Raw genomic sequence first — 22,648 nt, forward strand, 5'->3', positions numbered from 1 at the left:
TGCACGAAGCCTGTCAAATATGATTTGCGATACCCACCAGCGCAGGCGGTAATCTTCGTGGCCGCATTGCCCCGGCGGGCATGGCTCTTATTCGACAGTGAGAATGCCTTTGATGTAATCCTCGCGCTGGAAGTCATTCTCAAAGGCTCGCGGGACTTCCTCCAGCGAGCGATAGCGGTGCGTCACCAATGGCGACACCTGAATGGTGCGAGAATTCACCAGCTCGCGCGCCCGCCGGTAGGTTGCAGGCCGCCCGTCAGGATCGAACCCGCCTGATGCGCCAACCGCCGCGACCAAAACCGGCTCCAGGAACAGGATGTTCGCCAGCAGGCTGATGTCGCGTCCTTGATGCCCGTGGCCATAGAGCAGAACGGTGGCCTGTTTGCGGATCAAGCCCGGCATCTGCTCAAAAATGGCGGAGTTTCCGCATGCATCAATCAGGTAATGGATCATTTCACCGCGCGTCAGTTCCAGCACCGACTCGCGCAAGTCCGCTTGTGCGACATTGATGGGCGTCCCTCCAAACTTTTGCACCAGCACGAGATTAATTTCTCGGACATCGCTGACCAGCACGAGTCCTTCAAAGTGCAGGACGTTCCGCAGGTACTGCAGAAAGTAAAGACCGGCCGGACCTGCGCCACAGATCAGGATGTTCTTGATGCGCTCATCGCCCTCCAGGGTGTAGCGTGCAGTGGTCTGCGCGGTGCGTTCGCTGGCGTGAAGCACACATCCCACCGGCTCAACCAGCGCCGCGAGATCCATCGGCATATCAGGGGGCAAAGGAAGGCAGTTGGTTGCGGGCATGGCGATATACTCGGCAAGAGCTCCCTGCAATCCCGTGATGCCGTGCTCGCCGTAGGTTTCGCACTGGTGCGAATTTCCCGTGGCGCAATAGGGGCACAGTGGCTGGCGCCCGCGACTGACGCAGTTGATTCCCTGGTCGCAGAGGACCCGGTCACCCACGTTCAAGCAGGCAGCCTCTTTGCCCACCTCCACGATTTCGCCGCTGAATTCGTGCCCGAGGATCTGAGGCTGTTCAGTGAGCGGAATGTGGCGGCCCTGGGCGTCCAGATTGTAATTACCGTGGCCGCAGTAGATGTGAAGGTCCGTGCCGCATACGCCTACAGCCTTCACTCGAAGCATGACCTCGTTGGACGCAAGCACCGGATCAGGCACCTGCTGGACCACCAGCTTTTCGACATCCTGCAAGACGGCTGCCTTCATCGCCACCTCACCACGGCTGTTTCCGGTTAATTGCTGCCCTGCCGGCTGGTCCATCACCGGCCGCGGAGGCACCCTCAACGGCCTTATACCTCGAGGTCGCTTAAATCAAGTTCACCCTTGTTTCGAAGCCGCTCAAAAATCTCCGCCGTTTCGCGGATGCCCTCTTCGAGGGGCGTGGGGGGAGCCTTGTCGATATCGCGCTGCAGGGCGCTGTCGTCAAAATCAAAAGCGATCGGAATAGATTTTCCCTCGGCTCGGATCAACTCACGGGATTGAGGGAGCAGACGATTCAGCGTAGCGAGAAATTCATCCATGTGCATCACGGCGCCGCGCAGCGTGTAGGTTTTGGCGCCTTCCACGCGGACTTCCGCGCAGCGCAGGAAGACTTCCGCCGTGTCTTTGGCGTATTGCATGTCAAAACCGCCCGTGAAGCCGATGGTGTAGGGGCGCCCCACAACGGCGGCCTTGATGGCCTTGGTGGGTCCCGAGGTGATTCCCTGGTCCCGGCCCACGCCGTAAACTGTGCCCGGCCGCAGGCCCACGCTGGAGATGCCGTCATTCAGGTAGTAAATGCGGGCGTTGCCTTCGTTGGCCTGCTTGAACACTCCGTAATGGGTGTTGGGCTGCAGGGGTGCGCCTTCGGGAACTTTGCCCTCACCGTAAAACTCTTCCGGCCCGAAAACCGCCACCGAACTCGCGTAGACAATCCGTCTGATCTGGTCGCGCCGCTTACGCGCAACTTCGAACACGTTGACGGTCCCCAGCACGTTCACCATTGCCCCAAGCCGCGGATTAGCGGCGCAGGCTGGGACCTGGAGGGCCGCCAGGTGGATGAGGTGGGTGATTCCGTTTTCGGCGACGGCGGAGTCCAACTGCTCGAAGTTGGTGATGTCGCCCTGGACGAATCGAATTCGCTCAAATTGTTCGTCGGTCAGAAGTTGCTGCAAACGATGAGCTTTTGTGTCGAGGTCATAAATCCACAGCGTCTCACCACGTTCAGTCAGTTTGCGGACGATCCATGAGCCGATAAAACCCTTGGCCCCGGTAAGCAAGAAACGGCTGGTTCCTGTCGCTGCCTTCGAATCCTGTGTCATGCGCAGGATTATATGGGGAACGGCCTGGAGTTTCCAGCCATAAGAAACGGGCCCCAGGTTGCGACAAACATCCGAAGTCCGAAGAAGGCTACACGCGGGTATTTCCGAACCCGGAAATGCGGCTCGGGGGCAGACACCTCAACGCCGTCTCCCATCGGGACCAATTTGAAAATTGATTTTTAGATGCCGACTGTCCCGCCGGCCCCGCAGACTAAGGAAAATACGTCAAAATACAAATCGCGAACAACTGTCCCTCAGGCCTTTACGCTACTGATGCTTTTTCCCTGAGGACGTTCCACAGCGATTCTGGAACCTCTTCTTCAAAGTCAACGCCGAAGCTGATGCTGACATCGTCCGGCATCAGGCGCGTCCATGACACACGGCCGCGGATTGCGTACCGCAGGTCCGGATGCAGAATGATGCCTACAGCCTCGCCCGGAACGACTTTCTTCCTGGAGCTGAACCTGGCCCCTGTTTCTGACAGGGACAAAAGAATTGCCGGATGTCGGGTCTTTTCCGCCGACGATTCCGTCAGCAGAGTGGAACAAAGCGGAAGCTGAAAGCTTCCCTCTCTGAAGGTGTAGCGAGCGTTCGCCTCTCGCACGGTTGGTTCCCCTCCCCTCGCACGAACGATTAGAACCCCATTACAGTGCCTTAAAGAGAAAAGTTTGTCAATCCGTACCGGTTGGTTAATGTTGAATTGTTAGTAACGTCCTGTGGGCGGGAAAAATCGCCCCGTTCAGTCCGGGCCCGGTCTGCCTTCGGGGACCTGCCCACAGCCCGCACGCTGTACAGCTTTCGATGGCTGTGTTAGTTTTCGGAGGAAGGCCTTCATTGATGGAAACGGAAATTATTCGAGTTCGGTTTGCGCCAAGCCCGACGGGTTATGTCCATGTGGGAAACGCGCGCACCGCATTGTTCAACTGGCTCTTCGCACGCCATTCGCGGGGCAAATTCGTTCTTCGCATCGAAGATACAGACGTTGAACGGTCGGAACAGCGTTTCGAGACGCAACTGATCGAGGACTTGAAATGGTTCGGGTTGGACTGGGACGAAGGGCCCGACTGCGGAGGCCCGCTCGGCCCCTATCGGCAGTCGGAGCGCCAGGACATTTACAGCAAACATTCCCTGGAGCTTATCGACAAGGGCCGCGCTTATTACTGTTTCTGTTCGCCTGAACAGCTTGAAGAGGAGCGGCAGCAAGCCGTCAAGGCCGGCCAGCAGCCGCAGTACTCCGGGCGATGCCGGGGGATTGTGAAAGAAGATGCAGCGCGCCGGGTGGCGGCTGGCGAACTCGCAGCCATCCGGCTGAAGATAACGGAGCGGGCGTTTGCGTGGAAAGATATCGTCCACGGCGAGACCAGTTTTTCCGGCGAGGTAATCGGCGACCCGGTCCTGGTGCGGTCGGGCGGGGCGCCTGCATACAACTTTGCGGTGGTGGTGGATGACCACCTGATGGAGATCACGCACGTGGTTCGCGGCGACGATCACATTTCAAATACGCCGCGCCAACTGGCGCTCTACAACGCCTTCGGCTGGCAGCCGCCGCAGTTCGCTCATCTGTCCACCATTCTGGGCGGCGACCGCGCGCGCCTGTCCAAGCGGCATGGGGCTACGTCGCTCGAAAGCTTTCGGTCCCTGGGAATCCTTCCGGAAGCCTTGCGAAATTACCTGACGCTGCTCGGCTGGTCGCCTGCGGACGGGAAGACTGAAATCCTGAGCACGGAGGAGATGGTCCGGCAGTTTTCGCTGGACCACATCATTAAGAGCGCGGCCGTTTTTGACCAGGAGAAATTGAACTGGTTGAACCGTCATTACCTGAAGCAGTTGCCGCTGAGCAAGGCGGCGGAATTGGCCGTGCCCTTCCTGACGGAAGCCGGCCTGCTTTCCTGGCCCTTAGCATCTTCGGCAATGGAATGGCTTGAACTGGTCATAGAATCGGTCATTAACAAAATCGATTATTTCAGCCAACTGCCTGACGCCGTCCGGCTGATTTTTGAGTATGATGCCAGGAAGGCTGCGGAACTGCTGGGCGCGGAGGGGCCGGCCAGCGGCGCAGGCGCCAGCGAGGTCCTGAAGCGAGTGACTTCGAAAGTCCTCGAGGAGCAGCATCTCACTTACTCGAGGTTTCGGGAGGTCCTTAAGGAAATCCAGAAGGAAACCGGCAGGAAAGGGAAGGAGTTGTTCCATCCGGTGCGCGTTGCCTTGACAGCGGCCGAATCGGGTCCGGAGCTGGAAAAGCTCGTTCCGATCCTCGAACAGGGGGCGGAACTACACCTGGAGCCGCCGATCAGGAGCGTAGCCGACCGATTGCGTGAATTCTCAGAGGCCGCCCATCTGTTTTCTTGCGGGTGAGTCGCGCCTGGCCGGTCCGGCGGGCGGGCCATCCGTCTGCATGGCGCCCGGGCGGCATGATCAGTGCATGAACAAACAGCAAGCTCCACGGGCGCTCGACGTGGTGTACGGCATCAATGCTGTCAAGGAGGCCGCCGGTTCGCGGCCCATCGATCATATATTGGTCCGTGAGGGGGCCAGCGGCAGGCGTCTGCAGGAAATTCTGAATGACTGCCGGCAGCGTGGGATTCCACTCCGCTTCGTCCCGCGGCAGGCCCTCGAGCGTCTGGCGCAAACCGGCCATCATCAGGACGTGGTTGCCGTCTGCTCCTCGAGGGACTATCAGGACCTGGAGAGCGTGGTTCAAAGCCCGAGTCCGGCGCTGCTGCTGGTACTGGATGGCGTGGAAGACCCGGCCAACCTGGGGGCGATTGTGCGGACCTCGGTGGCTGGCGGGGCAAACGGTATTGTGATCGCCGAACGTCGCGCTGCGGGCTTGTCTCCGGCGGTGGCGCGGACGGCTGCCGGAGCTCTGGAGCACGCCCGGATTGCCCGGGTCAAGAACCTTGTCCGCGCGCTCGCGGAGCTGAAAGAGATGGGGCTGTGGATATATGGATTTGAAGCGGCAGCGGAGAAGTCGTACCTTAATCTGGATTATGCGCCGGCGTGCGCGCTGGTGCTGGGGGGCGAAGGTCATGGTCTGCACCGGCTGGTCCGTGAAGCCTGCGACTGTCTTGCAGGAATTCCCCTGCGCGGCCCCGTGGAATCTCTGAATGTATCTGTAACGGCGGGAATTGTCCTTTACGAAGCGATTCGCCAGCGGATGGATCGGTGAATGGATTTCCACTGCGGGCCGATTAAAGGACTATCAGAGGGTAACCCTGGTCCCGCGGGGTACATCGTAGATAGAGAGGGATGAGAAATCGAATGCTAGAAGGAAACCGTGGTGCTGGAAGGACCGGCGCGCGCGCTTTCAGCGTCATCGCGCTATTTCTTATGACTGCCGCGATGGCTCTGGCGCAAAGCGAACCCAGCCAGCCTGCGCCGGCCAAGCCCTCGGCAGACGCCCCGGGCAGCGCCGGCGACACCCAGCAGAACCCAACAGGCGGCCCGATTCGAATCCAATCCAATCTGGTTACTGCTCCCGTCACCGTCATTGACAAGGTGACCGGTGAATTCGTCTACAACCTGGACCAGAAGGATTTTCAGATTTATGACAATGGCAAGCTTCAGCAAATTACCGGGTTCACTCGCGAGTCACACAGCATCGCCGTCGTCATCCTGGTCCAGACCAGCGACTCCGTGACGCCCGTGCTGGGTGACCTGAAGAACGTAGCGCCGCTTTTTACAGAGTTGATGCTGGGACCTAAAGGCGAAGCTGCAGTGATCACCTTTGCCTCGGATGTCAAAGTGGCCCAGGGTTTTTCAAACTCCGGCGCCGCGCTCGACGACACGTTTCGCCGCCTGCTGCCGGACGGCAACAAAGCTCGAATGAACGACGCCCTGATGCAGGGCATCAACCTGCTTCAGCACCGTCCCAAGGGTGAAAGGCGTGTGATTGTGGTCTTCTCGAGTGGTTATGATTCGGGGAGCCAGACCGCAAGGAACGAGGTCATTCGCCGCGCAACCGCTGCGGAAGTGGAGATCTACGGCATGGGCCTTAGCCTGACCAAATCCTACCTGACCCGCGACAAGCCGCCCCTTAACCCGCCGACCTCGGCGCAGAACTCGAGCGGCGCCACGCCGCCCCAGCCGGGAAGACCCACCACTCCGAGTACTGATATGGGCACATTTGGCGCGACTGTTCCGCTTACCGGGGCGATTCGCCCGGCGATCCGCGGCGCACAGAACATCATCTTTTCCAACGACGCGGAAGCTTACGCCCAATATACGGGTGGCGTGTTTTATTCCCAATGGTCCACCCAGGCGCTTCAGAACCACCTTAGCCAGATTGCCGCGGATGTCCACAGCCAATACCTGCTGGCTTATGTTCCCGATAATCTTTCCGAAACCGGATTTCACCGGGTAGAGGTTAAAGTGACTCGCAAAGGCGAGAAGCTGAATATCCGCACTCGCCGGGGCTATTTCTACGAAGGCTCGAATTAGCGCGAAATCCCGCGGCGAACGTCGTTATCCCCGCCGCGCGGCCGGACCGCGAAGTACCGCAAGGGCCCTTCAATCCCGCCTGCTTTCAATGGGCTGCCTGGTTCTGAGGCCGATCTCAGCCAGGTAGGGGCGCATGGTATCATTCCGCACCCTCAGGATGATGGCGTGTGGCCGGCCATTGCTGGAGTAGAGCACGGTGAAAAAGCCGTCGTGCCTGCCGTGAGCGGACGTGGGCTTGATGACCCACGGCAGCTTCATCCTTCGGATTTTCCTGCTCACTCGCGGCAGGAACTCCATCTGGGTGATCGTGTCATAGGGTATGGAGAGCGATTCGCCCGCGCACTGGAACACCAGGGCTGGTTCGGTGACTTCCACTTTCCCCTTGCAGCCTTTGGGTATCGGCTCCGTGCCGGCCACGTACTTGAACTCCGATTCGTGGTGCGGCCGCGCCCAGGTGTGCGGCGCTAGCAGCACGAGGATGGCCAGTAGCGCAGCCGTTTTCGCGGTTGAGAATTTATGCATTTGCCTCGCTTGCTTTGCCTGCCGAATCTCCCTCGCCAGTCGTGGATATTCAAGATGCCCTTCAGTGCTTCACCGCATTGGCGGTCTGATTCATCGCCAGGCCGCGCGGCTGGACCTTAACCGTGATATACCACGGAACGGCAATTGACCCCCATCGCGCGGGGCTGAACTTCCAGAATTGCAGGCTCTTTCTGGCCAGTTCTACCGCTGCCCCGCTGGTGGCGTCCAGAGGACTTGCATCGAGCACTTCACCGTTTGGGCCGATCAGCACCTTCATGCGAAGTCCAGAGGACGGGGGCGCCTCCTGGGGATGGGTAACGATTGCGGGCGGGCGGACCTGCTTTTCCAGATAAAGGTCAGCGTCCCTGGGCAGTTGACCTCTATAGCGGCGCGAATGCAGGTTGAACTGTACGACCACGTCGGTGCTGAACGGGACCGGGTCTCCCCGCAGAACGTACGGCCGATAAAGCCATCCCTCGACGGCCTGGAGAGCGGCCACGGCGAGGATCGGCTGGCCCTCGACCACATGGACCTCTGACACCCTCCCCTCCGGCGTAACTGTGATCTGGAGCTTGACAGCTCCACGGATAAAATTGACTTTGGCGACCGCCGGGTAGGCCGGTCGCGTGACGTGGATCAGCAGTTTGGCCGCCGCCTCACTATCTAGTCTCTCAATTTGGTGGAATAGAGTTGCCTGTGCCTGCGCGAGCGGGCAGGCCAGCAGGAAAATCAGCAGAAAGGGCCAGCAGGAAGCCCGCTGCCCGTCCGCCGGCAATGGCCTATGAATTCGACTCAAGAATCACCTGCGCCACAACATAGCGGTTGGCGTGCGAGATGGACATGACGGCCCGCGTAACTCCAAGCTGGTCTGCAACTTCCCGCGCGCGCCCGGTCAGCAACAGCTCCGGCTTTCCGCTGGCCTGGTGGGCTATCTCCACGTCGAGCCAGCGAACGCCCCTGGCCCAGCCCGTCCCCAGGGCCTTAAAGGCCGCCTCTTTGGCGGCGAAGCGCGCGGCGTAACGTTCTGCTCGGTTCTTGAATCGCTCGCAGTAAGCGATCTCTGCGGGAGTGAAGACCTTCCGTGAAAAGCGGTCCCCATGGCGTTCCAGTGCGCGCCCGATCCGCTCTGTTTCAGCGATGTCAATGCCTGTGCCGACCGTCATTCTGCTCAGTCCCGAACAGCGCCAGCAGTCCCTGAAGGAGCCTCGGCGCTGTTCTGCCGGTTTACTGCCCTTACCGGTTCGGCCTTGCCGGCCGCCTCACGCTTCTTCGCAGTCCAGATGGGTGCAAGGTCTTTGCTAACCATAACAGAGGGATGATTGGAATTCAAATGGACCAGCGCGCCTCATGCGGCCGTGTATATTCAACGCCGGAGCGTCGCTCCAGCGGCCGGTGACGGGGTGTCTTCGTAGCACCGCCCTTCAGGGCGCCAGGCATCCGGTTGATCCAGGCGCCCATGTTATAGTCGAAACGTGGCTGCCGGGACTTTCAAACTTACCTCTTCAAACGGCTGCGCCTGGCTCGAGTGCGAAGCGCTGGCGGACATTCCCTGGCTGGTCCATGCGTTCGGAACGCGGAAGGGCGGCGCGTTGGGGCCGAAGCCCGCAGGGCCAGAATCTCAATCGAACGCGGGCGCCGGCCATGCCAGGGAGAAAGAAAAGATGCGGCGGTTCGTTCATGCGCTCGGCTGCGGCGGCTTTCCTATGGCCACTTTGCGCCAAACGCACTCCGCGATTGTTTACTGCGCCTCGCCGGGCGAAGGGAAGATGCCGGTCCACTATCAGCTTGCCGGGAATCCGTTGCCGGACGCGGATCATGCGCCGCGCACGCTCTCCGGCGATGCGCTGCTCTCCGACCGTGCCGGCCTGCTGCTGGGAATTCGCGTGGCCGATTGCGTGCCCATCCTGATGGTTGACTGCAAACGGCGCGCCGTGGCGGCGGTGCACGCCGGCTGGCGCGGAGCGCTGGCGCGCATCGTTGAAAAAGCCGCAGGCGAGATGGGGCGCATGTTCCATTCCCGGCCTGAAGATCTGGTGGCGGCGGTGGGTCCCTCCATCCGCAGGTGCTGTTACGACGTGGGTCCTGAAGTCGCAGACGCTTTCTGCGGGGCATTCCCGGCTGGCGAGAAATTCTTCCATAAAGTTGCCGCCACGGGCGAGGAGTTGCGGATGGCTTTGCGCTACCAGACGCTGTTCACGCTCCAGGCGCCGCCGGGACACCAGGCGGAGGACGCTCTAACAAAAATTCATCTGGACCTCGCCGCGGCGGTCCGCTATCAACTGGAACACGCAGGCATTCCGCGCAGCCAGATTTTCGTGGCGGATTACTGCACTGCCTGCCGCACGGACCTGTTCTATTCGTTTCGCAAAGAAGGTGCCCTGGCGGGGCGGATGATGGCCGTGATTGGAATGCGGCCTGAGGCTTCGTAGCCGTTCAAAGAGACCACCCGTCATGCTGATCCCGCGAAGCGGGAGAAGCATCTGCTGTGCGTCACTTCAGCGACTATAAAGCAGATCCTTCGCTTCGCTCAGGATGACGCGGCTGAGGGAGTAGCTGAACAAGCTCATGCCAGTGGTTGGGGCAGGATCGCCTCAACCGCCGCCTGCTTCATCGCGCCCAGCCGAAGCTGGCCGCAGGCCGCCATCACGTCCTGGCCGCGTGAAATGCGGATGTAAGCTGGCGCCTGGTGGTTGCGAAGCACGTCCTGGAAAGCCAGCACGCGCTCCAATGGAGAAGGTCGATAGGGCAGTTCCGCTCCGCTATTGAAGGGAATCAGGTTCAGCTTGCACCGGATGCCGCGCACCAGCGCCGCCACGCGCCGGGCGTCATCGTCGGAATCGTTGATGCCGTCGAGCAGAACGTACTCAAACGTCACGTACTCCCGCGGCCCCAGTGGCAGCTCGCGGCAGATCTCGAGCAGTTCATTCAGCGGATACTTACGGTTCAGGGGCATCAGTTCCGTCCGCTGCTCGTCGCTCGAGGCGTTCAGAGAGACGGCCAGCCTGGGCCGCGAGGGTTCCTCGGCAAACTTGCGGATCTGCGGGATGACGCCGGCGGTGGAGACCGTCATGCGCCGCAGCGCCAGCGCCATTCCGTTGGAGTCGGAAAAAATCCTGACCGCTTTCATCACCGCGTCCAGGTTCAGCATCGGCTCGCCCATGCCCATGAAAACCAGGTTGACTGGAGTCTCCGCCGGCGTCTGCTGCGCTTCGAGCACGGCAACTGCCTGCCCCACGATTTCACCAACCGTCAGGTTGCGCCGGGCTCCCAGCAGCGCCGTGAAGCAGAAGCGGCAGCCCACCGCGCAGCCCACCTGGCTTGAAAGGCACAGCGTCACGCGGTTTTCCAGCGGCATGTAAACGGTTTCAATGCTCTCACCGTCATGGAGCCTGAACAGGTAGCGCACCGCGCCATCGCGCGATGCTACCCGCGCCTTGATTTCAGGCCATTCCACGCGATAGCGCGTCGTCAGCTCTTGCCTGAAAGCAGAGGGTATGTCAGTGAAAGCGTCCAGATCGCGCGAGCGCCGCGCATAAAGATTGCGAAACAACTGCTTGCCGCGGAAGCGCGCCTGGCCACACTCCAACGCCAGTTGTTCAAGTTCCGTTCTGTCGAGCCCAAAAAGATTGCCTTCCATAAGATTGATAATCACGGCTGGCGCAGACGCTTGCCTTGTAGTGTCTGCGGTCTCGCGGAGCGAGAGGTTCTGCTTGAAACTGATTCCCCAGTCCGCTGCAATCGCCAAGGTGATCCGCCGCAACTCGGTCGTCACACCCGCCAGCCTGGCCCGTCAGCTTCGCTGATCGCAGACATTGAAAACCAACGTCTGCGCCAGCCACGGGCCTGCAACCGGATCTCCCCGCAGGTTTTTCAGCAATTCATAATTCAAAATTCATAATTGCTGTGCGCCCCTGGCGTGAATAAATTTCCCGAAGCATTGACGCCCAATTCAGTATATCTTACATTCTATAAGCTTCCCTTTGAGCTGGGAAAGGACCGCCATGAGCCCCCGCCGAGTTGATCCTGAGCTGACCGCACGGCGCCGCGAAGCTCTGATCAAGGCCGGCTATGCCGAAATTCTTGACAAGGGCCTCCCCGCAACCACCATCGACTCGGTTGTGGCGCGCGCCAATTCCAGCAAAGGAGGAGCGCTCCACTATTTCCGCAGCAAGGAAGACCTTATTTACGCTGTGCTCGACTGGCTGCTCGGTGAACTCACCCGCAGTCTCGACCAGGTGGCCACCAGCCAGGAGTCTCCCCGCGAGCGCCTGGCGGCGGAACTCGAATTGCTTTTCCACAGCGCCGAAGTCAATCGCAAACTCTACCTGGTGCTGTTTGATTTCGTCACCCTCGGCGCCCGCGAGGAGCGCTTCCGCCAGCTCTTTCACGATTTCTACGTCCGGTGCCGCAAGCGCGACGCCCAGATCATCATCGAGGGCATCAAGCTGCAGGAATTTCGCCGTGTCCGCCCAGAAGACGCCGCCGCCACCATCCGCGCGCTGGTTGACGGCTACTGCCTGCAGTGGCTGATGGATTCCTCGAACATTCCCGTCGAAGTCTTCCGCGACCGCTGCGGCGCCGTCCTCGGCTCCTACCTGCTGCGCGGGTAATCAGTTTGCATTTTGAATTTCATCCGCCGCCGCTATGACACGCCAAACGCGTTGCGCTGAAGTCTTCACCCAACTAGAATGAGGGCCATGAATCGCTTCATTTCCTTAAAACTTTTATGTTTTCTGCTAGTGGCGGCCACCATTTCCGCCGCCGGCCTCGCCGAGACAACGTCTGATTTTGCCGGGAATTGGGTAGTGAGGCTTGGAAACCGTGCCCTGATTGTGGTTACTCTTAAACCGGCAACGACGCGTGCGAACGGGCTCGATGGTTGGCTAGCTCGCCCCACCCATTTCAATTTTACCGGAATGGGCAATTTCATCTCAGACATCAAAGGCCCCACTGTCCAGTACCCCATCGTCGGAAGCATTATCACGGGGAATTGCCTCGCGTTCACAACTCAAAACCCCGCCGACAAGAACGATCAGGACAAGTTCCGGCTCTGCCTGAGTTCATCGGGTCATGCCACGCTTACCATCGATATTCCCACTTTCGAGTCCTGGCCGGTGATCAAAGAAAAAGGAGCCGTGATTGTTGCCACTGATTGGGACAGTGCTCGTACTTATTATCTGGACGAGACCAAAGTTTCCAATGCGGAGATGCAGAGGATTTTCGAGGCGGACCAGAAAGACCGCCGGGCTGGTTTCGCGGGAATTGACTGGTCGGTAGTTAACAAAAGAGACGCGGCGCGCCGCGAAACCGTGCGCCAGCTTCTTGCGGAGGGGAAGCTACGCAGCGGAAAGGATTTCGAGAGGGCGGCTTTTATATTTCAACACGGCGGCACACCGGAAGATTGCCTGCTGGCTCATACTCTGGCCATGGTCGCCGTCGCACGTGGCGATGGGAACGCCATCTGGATAGCCGCCGCAACACTCGACCGCTATCTGCAATCGATCAATCAGCCCCAGATCTACGGCACCCAGTATAAGTTCAAGCGTGGTGGACAGATGACTCAGGACCCCTATGACCGGAGCCTGATCTCCGATGCGCTGCGCCGCGACTTAGGTGTTCCCTCAGAAGCCGAACAAAAATCTCAGGAAAAACAGTACGAAAAAAGCAGGAAAAACAATTAGCGGTAGCCCGGTCCCCAATCCTCCTGTCGGCGGACCATATGTCTACACACGAACCGTCCTAACTTGTTGTCCGTTGGCCCGAAGATTTGTCCTCAAAGGCGCTGAACGGGTTGACGCGCCGCCCGGCGAATGAGACACTGGCCCACTCGCACACCAGTCAACTTGATGAAGGAAGCTGATGTTCCCAGGCGCGCTCCGCATCGCATTTTCGGTGTTCCTCATTGCCGGTGTTCCTCTGCTTTCCTGGCGCAGCGCGCGGCCGGAGCAGGTGCGGGGAATTCCCAAAACGGCCATCTATTTTTCTGCGGTGGTTTCGCAGTGGGCCCTGGCGGGAATCGGGGCGCTGGTGGTTTATGTGGCCGGGCCCGGATGGCAATCGGCAGGGCTGGCTGTCCTGGCGGAATCGGAATTCTTCAAATGGACTGCCGCGCTGGTGCTGATATCGGTGGCCGGGCTGGGGCTTGTCCTGCTGCTCGAGCAGCGCGGCTGGTGGCCAGAAGAATCCGAGATGGTGCAGCTCTTGCTGCCGCAGACCGGCCGCGAAAAGCTGTGGGCCGTTCTGGGGCTGGCGCCTACGGCGGGCCTGTGCGAAGAGTTTCTTTACCGCGGGTTTCTGCTGGTGGAGGTGACGGCCTGGTTCCATTCGGCTGTGTGGGGCGTGGTGATTTCATCAGCGGCCTTTGGCCTGGCGCATTTTTACCAGGGCCTGAACGGAATGGTTCGGGCGGGTTTGCTGGGCGCGCTGCTGGCCTGGCCGATGGTGGAGACGGGTTCGCTTTATCCATCAATGACTGCACATTTTTTGATTGATGCCGTCGCGTTGCTCTGGCTGGGACCGGAATTTCTGCAGCAGCAGGGATGACTAATCCTCTTGCCGAACGGCAGAGGTCGCGCTACTTTAGGACGGCTGTTGTTCCGAAGGGGAGGGAAGAGCATGTCGAGATTTTTTGCACTATGCGGTGCGTTGCTATGGGCGGCGTCGGTAGCTGCCGCGCAGGGAGGGCCGGTGTCGAATCGGACGAAGCTGATCGCGCACGGAAAATATCTCACCACCCGTGTGGCAGGTTGCACAGACTGTCACTCGCCGCACAATCAACGGGGCGAGGTGATTGCAGGGCGCGAATTGCAGGGGACGCCGCTTGACTTTCAGCCCACTCATCCGGTGCCAGGCTGGGTGTCCGTGGCGCCGCCGATCGCGGGACTGGCGGGCTGGACGGAAAGCGAGGCTGTCCGATTTTTGACCACAGGTCTCAACCGTAGCAACAAACCTCCTGCTCCGCCGATGCCTGCGTTCCGCCTATCGAAGCACGATGCGGAAGCGGTGGTGGCCTATCTGAAGTCGCTGCCTCCTCCGAAGTAAAGGATCTTTGCCCGTTTCGAACAGAGTTGAAGGCCGGCAGGCTTTGGGGAAGCAGGCCTGTTTTTGCGATGGACTGGCAAGCTGGCCTTGGGCCGGACCCAACCGAAAACTTTCTGCAAGGCTTGCCGGATTCAAGCTAGAATGTGCAGATTATGGAAGAGCGAGAATTTTTCGACGAAAAAGAAGTTTCGAAAGCTGCCAATCTTTCCTGCCATTTCTGCCGCCAGGCGGCCACTTACCAGGTCCGCTGGATTGAACGCACCAAGAAGAAAACCTTGCGGGGAAACGCCGATGATCGCGACCGGGCGAAGTTCCAGAAAATCAGATCGTACATGCTGCGGCGCGATGACTTTGTCCAATGCCAAAACCCGCGTTGCCGGAAAAGGTTTGAAATCACCGGGCAGTCGCTGGTCTTTATGTAACGGCTTTGCAGCCGTGTGGAATCGCCTGCTGCGTTGGCAATTGGAAGCGCGTGTGACCGTCGTCCCTCTTGATAGAACTCAACCCTAGAGCGGCCAGGCACTGGAATGCGCGCGGTTAAAACGGGCGGAAAATTCCGGGCCCCATCGGGAAGCGGCGTCGGATGCGCACGCGTCTATTCTGCTCCGGCTGCTGAGGCTGAGCAGCCGGGGCGGGCGGCGGGTCGCCGCTGAAGTCGAGTTGCCCCTGCGCAAATTGCAGCGGGGCGCCCAATTGAAGTTCCAGGCTGGTCCCTGGCGGAAGGTATATCTGCTTGCCGCGCCCGGCCATCACCCAGATGGCGCCGGCTGCGGCGCCTGCGGCGCTTCCAATGCCCAGCCCTCTGAGCGTATGGCCGCCCGAAATTCCCGCGATGGAGCCGACTTCAGCGCCGGTGATGGTGGTCTGTGCCACTTTGCCTGCGTCCTGGCCCTTGGTGGACTGGCCTTCGACCTTGCCCTCTTTGCGGTTGAAGCCTTCCTGTCCGCTTCCTGCGAATGAAGAGAGCGAGGCGCGGAGGGGCTGGGTCACACCGTTGGGAAGCGTGAGGGAATCGAACCGGATGCCCAGCTTGGCTTTGCCGCGAATCCGGCCGGGCTTAACCACCTGGGTAACTTCTCCCCTGACGTAGCTGCCCACAGGAATCACGATCTGGTTGTCAACGGTGATAGGGAAGATGGTCCGGCAGTAGATCGACTGGCCTGCATAGGCGGTTTTCGAGTTAATGGCATTTTCGAGACTCACAGGAATATGCGTCTCCGCCGGAACGGTTACGGTTGCGTCCGGCAGCGGTGGTTTGCCGGTCTCGGTGGCGTTTTGGGCTGCCAGCGGTTGAGAGAGCGCCAGTAACAGGAACGCGGGTAGAAAAAGCCTGGAGTAAGCAGAGTAGGCCATGTTTGCAACCTCCTCGCCCGATGGTCTGGATCCCGGTGGTGCGATGTTCATTCGAAGCAGCGAGTTGCCCCTTGCGTGTCAGTGCGCCTGGGTCTCTGTTGCCGCGCCGATGGCTGCTTCGATGGCCCTTGTGATGCGCGCTGCGTGATGCTCAACCGCGGATTCGTCCTGTGCTTCCACCATCACGCGAGCCAGCGGCTCAGTCCCTGAATAGCGGACCACGATCCGCCCGGAATCTCCAAGCTCGCGGGCGCAGGCCTCGAGGGTCCGGGCCACCTCAGGGATGGATTCAAGGGGCGGCTTTTCCCGGACCGGAATGTTGCGAATGACCTGCGGGTACTGCTGCAATCCGCTCACGGCCTCGGTGAACGATGCTCCAGTCTCGCCGAGGATGCGCAGCATCTGGAGCAGAGTGATGATGCCGTCGCCGGCGAGCGACAGGTCCGCGAAGATGATGTGGCCGGAGGGTTCGCCGCCTAGATTGTACCCTGAGCGGAGCATTTCTTCCAGCACGTACCGGTCTCCGACCGCCGCCCGCTTGAGCCCGATGCCGCATCGAGCCAGCGCGTGCTCGAGCGCGAGGTTCGTCATCAGCGTGCCGACGACGGTGTGGCCATTCAATTTCTGAAGGCGGTCGTACCAGGGCGCCGCGGCATAGAGGATGTGGTCTCCGTCGGTGAGGCGGCCGTCGCTGGTGGCGAAGATCGCCCGGTCGGCATCGCCGTCAAAGGCAACACCGAGGCTGGCGCCTGCGGCCCGAGTTTCGCGGGCCATGGAAGCCGGAAAAAGCGAGCCGCAGTCGAGATTAATGTTGCGGCCATCGGGCGCGGCGTTGAGGATGCGGGCCTGTATCCCAGTTTCCTTGAGGAGCAGGGGAACCACACGAGACGCTGAGCCATTGGCGCAATCCACCACCAGCGGCCCTTTCGGCAAAGGCAGATCGGCAGGGAGGATGCCGCGAAGATAGGCGACATACTCTTGCAGGAATTCCGGCTCTGGCGAGAGGTCTTCCTGCGGATGCTGGCCGTTTGTCGATCGATCGCGTTCGATGGCCTGTTCGATTTCCAGTTCCTGAGAGTCCGAAAGCTTAAGCCCGGAATTGGAGAAGACCTTGATGCCATTGTCGTAATAGGGATTATGGGAGGCCGAAACCATGACGCCGGCGGTGAATCCGTGATGGCGCGTGAGAAAAGCGACACCGGGCGTAGTGATGACGCCGGCATAGAACAGCCGGGTCCCTGTCGATCTGATCCCGGCGGCCAGGTTGCGGGAAATCTGGCGGCCCGATTCGCGTGTGTCTTCTCCAAGGACCGCCTGAGGCTGGCCGGCGCCGTTCATCTTCTCGATCAGCCCGCCAATCGCCTTCCCGAACTTGAACACCGTTTCATGGTCAAGCGGATAGTGCCCGGCTTTGCCCCGCATGCCGTCTGTGCCGAAGAGTTTCCGTGTTTGCATATTGTGCCATTGTAATGGCGGAAGCGTTGTGACTCAACTTCGGAACGTCGAGGCGGCAATTAATCGGCGGATTTCGGGCAGGTGGGAACGGCCGGCCATGGGCATGGTGTTTCTATCCTGGGCTGCCGCCACCGCCGGAAATGACACTCTCTCTCGGTTGACATGGAATAAAGCTTCTAGTACGCTGGGCCTAATAGCGTCTAATTGAATGTGGGAGTGAACTATGTCCTGGACAAAAAAGGCGGTCAGCCTTGGAACAGTTTGGACCCTGACTCTGGCCGGAAGCGTTCTGATGAGCGTGCGCCCGGCCCACGCGGCCCAGCAGCAGGAACAGCAACCTGCAAAGGCCTCTGCGCCGGTGCAGGCGCCGCTCACCGAAGACGAATTGATCAAGCTTGTTAAACACAACAAGAAGGAATTGAAGAAGGCGGCGGATGAGGTCCATGCCCGAGGACTCGACTTTGAATTTACGCCCGACATCGAGAAGAAAGTCACCAAAGCCGGCGCCGACGACCAGTTCCTCACCTACGCAAAACAATTCACTCCCGCAATGCGCGCCGCGCGCAAGTCCAAGGTCGGAAACGCCGAGGTGAGCCCGGAGGAGGCCGAGGCTTACAACAAGCTCAAGGGTTCGACCGACGCTGAGACCATCATCAAATCCTCTGACGACTTCGCCGCGAAGTACCCAAAGAGCCCTCTCCTCACCTATGTGTACGCTCTCGAGGCGAGCGCTTATCAGCAGAAAAACGATGCGGGGAATGTGATCAAGTACGGCGAAAAGAGCCTGGATCTTGATCCCAATAACCTCATCAGCCTGCTGATGGTTTCGGGCGTCCTCCCACAGCCGCAGATGCTCAACAGCGTCAGCGATGCCGAAAAGGAAAAGAGGCTGGGGACGGCCGCGGATTACGCGCAGAAGGCGCTGCAGGAAATCGATCAGCTTCCAAAGCAGTCCAAGGAATCTGACGACGCTTATCAGAAACGGAAGGACCAGATTGCATCCGGGGCGTATGCGTCCATTGGCATGGTCCACCTGGAACGTTCGAGGATGGCCCTGCAGGGACTGGACCAATCTGAGCTGGCCAAGGCGGAGGAGAGCTACAAGTCCGCCATCGCCAAGTCGGATACTCCGAATCCTTCGGATTACTACCGGCTGGGGGAAGTTTACCGGGGTGAAAACAAACTCAGCGACGCGGTTGCAGCTTTCTCCAAGGCCGGGCAGTTGGCTCCGGGAACGGTCATCGAGCAGCTTGCCAACCAGCAGGTCCAGGAATTGAAGAACGCTGAAAGCTCCCAGCCCAAGGCCGCCGCAAAACCCTAGGCCGGGATTTGAGCCAGCCGGTCCGGAAAAAATCCGATCTGGCGCGACCTTCCGGCCCGCGCCGGAGGCCCGGACTGGCCGTAGTGCATCACCAAAGCATGGCGCGACCTTCCTTCAACAGGCTGGAAAAGCGGATCGGTTACAAGTTCCGCGACCGTGACCTGCTGGTCGAAGCGCTCACCCATTCCTCATATGCCCAGGAAGTCTCCCGTCCAACTCGCTACAATGAACTGATGGAGTTTCTGGGCGACGCCGTCTTGAGCTTCGCGGTTACCTTGCGGCTGCTGGAAGCTTTTCCCGAATACGACGAAGGGAAGCTTTCTCTGGCGCGCTCCAGCCTTGTGGCCGCCAATTACCTCAGCGGCATTGCGCTCGAGCTCGGCCTGGGTGAATACTTAAGGTTGGGCCAGTCGGAGGAACGGAGCGGCGGCAGGCGCAAATCCGGCATCCTCGTGGATGCGCTCGAGGCCCTGCTGGCCGCCGTATATCGCGATGGCGGCTTTGAAGAAGCCAGGCGAGTTATTGAGCGGGTGGTCCTCCCGGCGGACCTCGTCGCCCGGGTTGACGATCTGTTTGCCAACAATTATAAGGGCGCGCTGCAGGAACGTCTCCAGGCAGAGCGCCAGGGGCCTGCCCGTTACAGCGTAGTTGAAGAGGAAGGGCTGGAGCACCAGAAGACCTTTACCGTTGAAGTGAAAACAGGCGCCGGCGTGGTGGCGCGGGGCAGCGGCGCCAGCAAGAAGGCTGCCCAGCAGCAGGCCGCCAGACGCGCGTTGGCGATGCTCACAGAAAAAGTGGAGGCAGATGGCTGAACCCTACCAGAAATCGTCTTTCCGCGACACGTTTGAATCCCTGGTTGTAACGGTGGTCCTCGCGATTTTTGGGACCACCTTCGTGGTCCAGGCGTTCAAGATCCCGACCGGCTCGATGGAGAACACGCTCTTGATCGGCGACCATCTCCTGGTGAACAAGTTCGCGTTTGCTTATCCGCACGGCGCCCTGGCAAGGCTGCTTCCTTACCGCCAGATCCATCGCGGCGACATTGTGGTATTCAAATATCCGGGCAGCTCAGAGGACGCGCAGGAACCAGGCGAACACTTTGTGAAAAGGGTCATCGGACTTCCGGGCGACAGCGTCCGCGTTTTCCACCGGCAGGTGTTCGTCAATGGAACCGCGGTCGCGGAACCGTTTGTCCGCCAAAGCCACCCCAATGAACTGCGCCCAGGAGATGATTTTCCGCCGGTTACCTGGGATGAGATGGAAGGCGCGACCTCGGTCTGGCGGGCCGAATTTCAGAACTATGTCAAGGACGGGCAGTTGGTTGTTCCTCAGAACCAGTATTTTGTCATGGGAGACAACCGGGAGGAGAGTTGGGACAGTCGTTTCTGGGGCTTTGTCCCCCGCACGCTCATTTCCGGCCGGCCGCTGGTCATTTACTGGTCATACGAAACTCCCCCGGGCCAATACGAGCAGACCTCATTGAGTGACCGGCTCAGCCAGTTCGGCAGCATGTTCGTCCATTTCTTCAGCCGGACGCGCTGGAGCAGGACCTTCAAGCTTGTGCACTGATGACTCAAACCAGGCGCCGACATCTTCGAAATGCCGCGGTCGCCCTGGCGCTGCTGATAGGGGCGGCGTGGGTGGCGCCGCTTTTTCTGAATGCCGGACGCTATCGCCCCCTGTTGAAGGCGGGCCTCGAACGATCTCTCGGCAGGAAGGTGGCTCTCGGCCACATTGCACTGCACTTCTTTCCCCGGCTTGGATTCACCGTTGATAATGTGGTGATCGACGAAGATCCCTCCTTTGGCCTGGAGCCATTCGTGCGGGTTGGCCGGCTTGATTGCGATCTTCGTTGGCGAAGTCTGTGGAGTTCGCACGTCTACCTGGGCACCCTCAAACTTTCCAGCCCCAGCATCAACCTTGTCCGGAATTCTTCCGGCAAATGGAACATCGAAGATCTGCTTTTGCGAAGCCGGATCAAGCCCCAGTCGCGCGACCACGCCACGCCCGCGCCGATGCCCTCGAACCTGTCGGTCGAGATTGAGGGAGCGCGGCTGAACTTCAAAATCGGCGAAAACAAAAAGCCTTTTACGGTTATTAACGCCGGCGCCCATCTGGATTTTGACTACGATTCCGAGCGGCTTGATTTCCGAATGGCGGGCGAGCCGGTGCGCACGGACCTGGAATTCCCCACGCCGGGGCTGGTGGATCTGGACGGCAACTGGTCACCAGCGCGGGCCGCACGGGATTCTCTTCAAGCCACCCTCCGAATGCAGGGAGCGTTGCTTTACGACTGGATCCCGCTCCTGACCGGAAGGAACCCCGAACTCTACGGGGTGCTGAACAGCACCATCAACCTGGGCGGGAGCCTTCGGCAGATCGAGTACACGGGTGAAGCACATCTCAGCCAGCTTCACCGCTGGGAACAATTGCCGTCGGCGAGTGATTTGCCTTGCGACCTTCGCTTCCGGGGCCAGTTTGACCGCGACAAGGAAGACCTTGTCATCCAAAGCATGGACCTGGCCTTCGTGAATTCGCAGGTCCACCTGGAGGGTTCAATCGCCACCGTCGCGTCACGGCCGGACTTTGATTTAGTCGTGGCCTTCGAGCGTTCTCGAATGGAAGACCTGTTGCGGCTGGGTACACGGGTCCTGGGCAAGCGGGTTGCCTGGGACGTTAACGGACGCGTCAATGGAATGGTTTCAGTGCAGGGCCCCTGGAACGGACAGCGGTATGGCGGGTTTCTCAATGCTCACCAGGTCCGCTTAGACACATCTTCAGGGACCTTCCCGGTGTCGGACGTCGCCCTCCGCATCACCGGATCGGGCGCCCGCCTGTCGCCCGCGCGGGTCTTGCTGGCTCCCGGTGTTGACGTTGTTGTTGAAGGGAGCTTGCGGCATTTCCCCCCCCAACACGCCGGGCGGCCGACGGTGGTGCATCCTGGGTACCAGTTGACGTTGTCCTCCAGCGCGGTGAACCTGGGAAGGCTGGTGCATTTTGGGCGCGCCCTGGGCATTCTTGGCAAAAGTCCCATGGAGGCTGAGGGAATCGGATCGTTCACTCTTCGCCTTGCCGGCGGCGCGTGGCCCTGGACCCGGCCAAGCGTCACGGCACAGGCCAGTATTCGCAGCGCGCGGCTGGTGATTCCAGGGTTGAGCGGACCGCTGAACGTTCCGCGGGCCCGCATTCAGGTCTACGGCAGGCAGATCATCATCAATCCGATCCTGGCGGTGATGGGCACCAGCGTTTTCTCCGGCTGGGCGGTGCATCAGCGCGGGTCGCCTGCCCCGTGGGATTTCAGCCTGACGGCTGACAAACTGAGCATCGAGCAGGCCAGCCAATGGTTCGAGGGAATCGGTGACCGGAATACGCCTTCATTTCTTGACAGAATTGCAGGCATCGGCGCGCTGATCGGCGGCCGCCGCCCGGCCTTTCACCTGGCGGGCAGCATGGACGCGCGCGGGCGCTTTTCCACTCCACTGATAACTTATCGCGGCGTGTCGCTACGCGATTTTCAGGCCAGCGTTGATATTCACGACCGCAAGGTTCGCGTTTCGCGAGTTCGATTTGAGGCGGGAGGCGGGCACGGAGAGGGGAACGCGCTCTTGGATCTGTCCAGGAGCCCGGTACAGATTTCAGGCCAGGCTGGAATCCGCGGCGCCAGTATCCGGCCATTGGGACCTTACCTCCCGCCGGCCGTGCGGACAGTCCGCGGATACTATTCTGCGGGTGGAACTTTTGAGGCCAGCGGTTTGACCCACGCGCAACTTGCCAGGACCCTGAAAGGAGTTGCCACCGTGCAACTGGAGAGCGTCAATCTCGGCGATTTCGACCCCGTCGGGTCCTTGGCCCGCCGCTTCGGCATGGAAGCTCTTGAGGAGCCTCCACAAGCCCTGGTTATACCGCGCGCCACAGCGCACCTCGACGTTCAGGATCGCCAGTTGACACTTGACGATTTTCTGGTGGACATCGACGGCGCCGAATTCCAGCTTCACGGGGGCTATTCGTTCGACGGGTCCGCGCGATTGCTGGTTCGGGCTGACCTGCGCGGTATCCATCAGCCGTGGACGCCTGTCCATCCCGGCATCGCAGGACCGGCGTCCAGAATTGCGGACCTTCACTTTGGCGGCACGCTCCGCAATCTTGAAATGATGCCCTCGACCCAGATATCGCAGACTCAGCCCTGAGGAGGAGTTCT

General features: G+C 60.1%; 22 protein-coding genes. 13 read left to right on the plus strand and 9 right to left on the minus strand.

Annotation, left to right across the window (positions count from 1 at the left end; all coding sequences use genetic code 11):
- Window positions 1-87 precede the first annotated feature (87 nt).
- From VFQ24_18645 to VFQ24_18655, 3 genes are all read right to left on the minus strand, one after another.
- Entirely contained in the window at window positions 88-1,224 is a 1,137-nt protein-coding gene (locus VFQ24_18645; protein ID HET9180381.1) for an alcohol dehydrogenase catalytic domain-containing protein, read from the minus strand.
- 83 nt (window positions 1,225-1,307) lie between these two features.
- The gene (locus VFQ24_18650) at window positions 1,308-2,318 is read right to left on the minus strand and encodes an NAD(P)-dependent oxidoreductase (protein ID HET9180382.1); all 1,011 of its coding nucleotides are present in this window, start codon (window positions 2,316-2,318) and stop codon (window positions 1,308-1,310) included.
- A 262-nt stretch (window positions 2,319-2,580) separates the two neighbouring features.
- Entirely contained in the window at window positions 2,581-2,922 is a 342-nt protein-coding gene (locus VFQ24_18655; protein ID HET9180383.1) for a PilZ domain-containing protein, read from the minus strand.
- A 233-nt stretch (window positions 2,923-3,155) separates the two neighbouring features.
- On the opposite strand from VFQ24_18655, the gene gltX reads away from it, so the two are divergent.
- From gltX to VFQ24_18670, 3 genes are all read left to right on the plus strand, one after another.
- Window positions 3,156-4,673 carry a glutamate--tRNA ligase gene (gene gltX, locus VFQ24_18660; GenBank protein ID HET9180384.1) on the plus strand — a complete coding sequence of 506 codons (1,518 nt, stop codon included), beginning with the start codon at window positions 3,156-3,158 and terminating at the stop codon, window positions 4,671-4,673.
- A 67-nt stretch (window positions 4,674-4,740) separates the two neighbouring features.
- Entirely contained in the window at window positions 4,741-5,487 is a 747-nt protein-coding gene (gene rlmB / locus VFQ24_18665) for a 23S rRNA (guanosine(2251)-2'-O)-methyltransferase RlmB (GenBank protein HET9180385.1), read from the plus strand.
- Between the two features lie 92 nt (window positions 5,488-5,579).
- Window positions 5,580-6,758 (plus strand): VWA domain-containing protein, encoded by a 1,179-nt coding sequence (locus tag VFQ24_18670; protein ID HET9180386.1) that lies wholly within the window; start codon window positions 5,580-5,582, stop codon window positions 6,756-6,758.
- Between the two features lie 69 nt (window positions 6,759-6,827).
- Here VFQ24_18670 and VFQ24_18675 read toward each other — a convergent pair whose 3' ends face one another.
- From VFQ24_18675 to acpS, 3 genes are all read right to left on the minus strand, one after another.
- Window positions 6,828-7,280 (minus strand): hypothetical protein, encoded by a 453-nt coding sequence (locus tag VFQ24_18675; protein ID HET9180387.1) that lies wholly within the window; start codon window positions 7,278-7,280, stop codon window positions 6,828-6,830.
- Window positions 7,281-7,341: 61 nt separating this feature from the next.
- A complete protein-coding gene (locus VFQ24_18680) occupies window positions 7,342-8,076 on the minus strand; it encodes an energy transducer TonB (protein HET9180388.1) in 735 nt (244 codons plus the stop codon).
- Window positions 8,060-8,443 (minus strand): holo-ACP synthase, encoded by a 384-nt coding sequence (acpS, locus tag VFQ24_18685; protein HET9180389.1) that lies wholly within the window; start codon window positions 8,441-8,443, stop codon window positions 8,060-8,062. Before acpS ends, VFQ24_18680 begins: the two co-directional genes overlap by 17 nt.
- 309 nt (window positions 8,444-8,752) lie before the next feature.
- On the opposite strand from acpS, the gene pgeF reads away from it, so the two are divergent.
- Window positions 8,753-9,709, plus strand: coding sequence for a peptidoglycan editing factor PgeF (gene pgeF, locus VFQ24_18690; GenBank protein ID HET9180390.1), 957 nt, complete (start codon window positions 8,753-8,755; stop codon window positions 9,707-9,709).
- Window positions 9,710-9,843: 134 nt separating this feature from the next.
- On the opposite strand, the gene rlmN is transcribed toward pgeF, so the two are convergent.
- The gene (gene rlmN / locus VFQ24_18695) at window positions 9,844-11,025 is read right to left on the minus strand and encodes a 23S rRNA (adenine(2503)-C(2))-methyltransferase RlmN (GenBank protein HET9180391.1); all 1,182 of its coding nucleotides are present in this window, start codon (window positions 11,023-11,025) and stop codon (window positions 9,844-9,846) included.
- Between the two features lie 256 nt (window positions 11,026-11,281).
- Between rlmN and VFQ24_18700 the strand changes: the two genes are divergently transcribed.
- The 5 genes from VFQ24_18700 (at window position 11,282) to VFQ24_18720 (ending at window position 14,743) form a co-directional block, all read left to right on the plus strand.
- Entirely contained in the window at window positions 11,282-11,890 is a 609-nt protein-coding gene (locus tag VFQ24_18700) for a TetR/AcrR family transcriptional regulator (GenBank protein ID HET9180392.1), read from the plus strand.
- A gap of 87 nt (window positions 11,891-11,977) precedes the next feature.
- Complete coding sequence (locus tag VFQ24_18705; GenBank protein ID HET9180393.1) at window positions 11,978-12,961, plus strand: hypothetical protein; 984 nt, start codon at window positions 11,978-11,980, stop codon at window positions 12,959-12,961.
- A 178-nt stretch (window positions 12,962-13,139) separates the two neighbouring features.
- Complete coding sequence (locus VFQ24_18710) at window positions 13,140-13,823, plus strand: type II CAAX endopeptidase family protein (GenBank protein HET9180394.1); 684 nt, start codon at window positions 13,140-13,142, stop codon at window positions 13,821-13,823.
- 72 nt (window positions 13,824-13,895) lie between these two features.
- Entirely contained in the window at window positions 13,896-14,321 is a 426-nt protein-coding gene (locus tag VFQ24_18715; GenBank protein ID HET9180395.1) for a c-type cytochrome, read from the plus strand.
- 152 nt (window positions 14,322-14,473) lie between these two features.
- Window positions 14,474-14,743 carry a hypothetical protein gene (locus VFQ24_18720; GenBank protein ID HET9180396.1) on the plus strand — a complete coding sequence of 90 codons (270 nt, stop codon included), beginning with the start codon at window positions 14,474-14,476 and terminating at the stop codon, window positions 14,741-14,743.
- A gap of 115 nt (window positions 14,744-14,858) precedes the next feature.
- Here VFQ24_18720 and VFQ24_18725 read toward each other — a convergent pair whose 3' ends face one another.
- On the minus strand, window positions 14,859-15,674 hold the full coding sequence (locus VFQ24_18725) for a hypothetical protein (GenBank protein HET9180397.1): 816 nt from the start codon (window positions 15,672-15,674) through the stop codon (window positions 14,859-14,861).
- Window positions 15,675-15,752: 78 nt separating this feature from the next.
- A complete protein-coding gene (glmM, locus tag VFQ24_18730; protein ID HET9180398.1) occupies window positions 15,753-17,129 on the minus strand; it encodes a phosphoglucosamine mutase in 1,377 nt (458 codons plus the stop codon).
- Between the two features lie 223 nt (window positions 17,130-17,352).
- Between glmM and VFQ24_18735 the strand changes: the two genes are divergently transcribed.
- The 4 genes from VFQ24_18735 to VFQ24_18750 all read left to right on the plus strand — a co-directional run bounded on the left by VFQ24_18735 (window position 17,353) and on the right by VFQ24_18750 (window position 22,637).
- Entirely contained in the window at window positions 17,353-18,450 is a 1,098-nt protein-coding gene (locus tag VFQ24_18735) for a hypothetical protein (protein HET9180399.1), read from the plus strand.
- 98 nt (window positions 18,451-18,548) lie between these two features.
- Complete coding sequence (gene rnc / locus VFQ24_18740; GenBank protein ID HET9180400.1) at window positions 18,549-19,262, plus strand: ribonuclease III; 714 nt, start codon at window positions 18,549-18,551, stop codon at window positions 19,260-19,262.
- Window positions 19,255-20,019: a signal peptidase I gene (lepB, locus tag VFQ24_18745; GenBank protein ID HET9180401.1), complete on the plus strand. Its 765-nt coding sequence runs from the start codon at window positions 19,255-19,257 to the stop codon at window positions 20,017-20,019. The genes rnc and lepB overlap by 8 nt, the downstream gene beginning before the upstream one ends.
- Window positions 20,019-22,637, plus strand: a complete 2,619-nt coding sequence (locus VFQ24_18750) for an AsmA family protein (GenBank protein HET9180402.1) — start codon at window positions 20,019-20,021, stop codon at window positions 22,635-22,637. The genes lepB and VFQ24_18750 overlap by 1 nt, the downstream gene beginning before the upstream one ends.
- The last annotated feature ends 11 nt before the right edge of the window (window positions 22,638-22,648 follow it).

This window comes from Terriglobia bacterium (genome assembly GCA_035712365.1).
Taxonomy (GTDB): Bacteria; Acidobacteriota; Terriglobia; order UBA7540; family UBA7540; genus SCRD01.

Excerpts from the sequence above, each read along its gene's own strand:
- VFQ24_18645 (HET9180381.1), bottom strand. The coding sequence starts at position 1,224 with ATGAAGGCAGCCGTCTTGCAGGATGTCGAAAAGCTGGTGGTCCAGCAG.
- VFQ24_18650 (HET9180382.1), bottom strand. The coding sequence starts at position 2,318 with ATGACACAGGATTCGAAGGCAGCGACAGGAACCAGCCGTTTCTTGCTT.
- gltX (HET9180384.1), top strand. The coding sequence starts at position 3,156 with ATGGAAACGGAAATTATTCGAGTTCGGTTTGCGCCAAGCCCGACGGGT.
- rlmB (HET9180385.1), top strand. The coding sequence starts at position 4,741 with ATGAACAAACAGCAAGCTCCACGGGCGCTCGACGTGGTGTACGGCATC.
- VFQ24_18670 (HET9180386.1), top strand. The coding sequence starts at position 5,580 with ATGCTAGAAGGAAACCGTGGTGCTGGAAGGACCGGCGCGCGCGCTTTC.
- VFQ24_18675 (HET9180387.1), bottom strand. The coding sequence starts at position 7,280 with ATGCATAAATTCTCAACCGCGAAAACGGCTGCGCTACTGGCCATCCTC.
- acpS (HET9180389.1), bottom strand. The coding sequence starts at position 8,443 with ATGACGGTCGGCACAGGCATTGACATCGCTGAAACAGAGCGGATCGGG.
- VFQ24_18700 (HET9180392.1), top strand. The coding sequence starts at position 11,282 with ATGAGCCCCCGCCGAGTTGATCCTGAGCTGACCGCACGGCGCCGCGAA.
- VFQ24_18705 (HET9180393.1), top strand. The coding sequence starts at position 11,978 with ATGAATCGCTTCATTTCCTTAAAACTTTTATGTTTTCTGCTAGTGGCG.
- VFQ24_18710 (HET9180394.1), top strand. The coding sequence starts at position 13,140 with ATGTTCCCAGGCGCGCTCCGCATCGCATTTTCGGTGTTCCTCATTGCC.
- VFQ24_18715 (HET9180395.1), top strand. The coding sequence starts at position 13,896 with ATGTCGAGATTTTTTGCACTATGCGGTGCGTTGCTATGGGCGGCGTCG.
- VFQ24_18720 (HET9180396.1), top strand. The coding sequence starts at position 14,474 with ATGGAAGAGCGAGAATTTTTCGACGAAAAAGAAGTTTCGAAAGCTGCC.
- VFQ24_18725 (HET9180397.1), bottom strand. The coding sequence starts at position 15,674 with ATGGCCTACTCTGCTTACTCCAGGCTTTTTCTACCCGCGTTCCTGTTA.
- glmM (HET9180398.1), bottom strand. The coding sequence starts at position 17,129 with ATGCAAACACGGAAACTCTTCGGCACAGACGGCATGCGGGGCAAAGCC.
- VFQ24_18735 (HET9180399.1), top strand. The coding sequence starts at position 17,353 with ATGTCCTGGACAAAAAAGGCGGTCAGCCTTGGAACAGTTTGGACCCTG.
- rnc (HET9180400.1), top strand. The coding sequence starts at position 18,549 with ATGGCGCGACCTTCCTTCAACAGGCTGGAAAAGCGGATCGGTTACAAG.
- lepB (HET9180401.1), top strand. The coding sequence starts at position 19,255 with ATGGCTGAACCCTACCAGAAATCGTCTTTCCGCGACACGTTTGAATCC.
- VFQ24_18750 (HET9180402.1), top strand. The coding sequence starts at position 20,019 with ATGACTCAAACCAGGCGCCGACATCTTCGAAATGCCGCGGTCGCCCTG.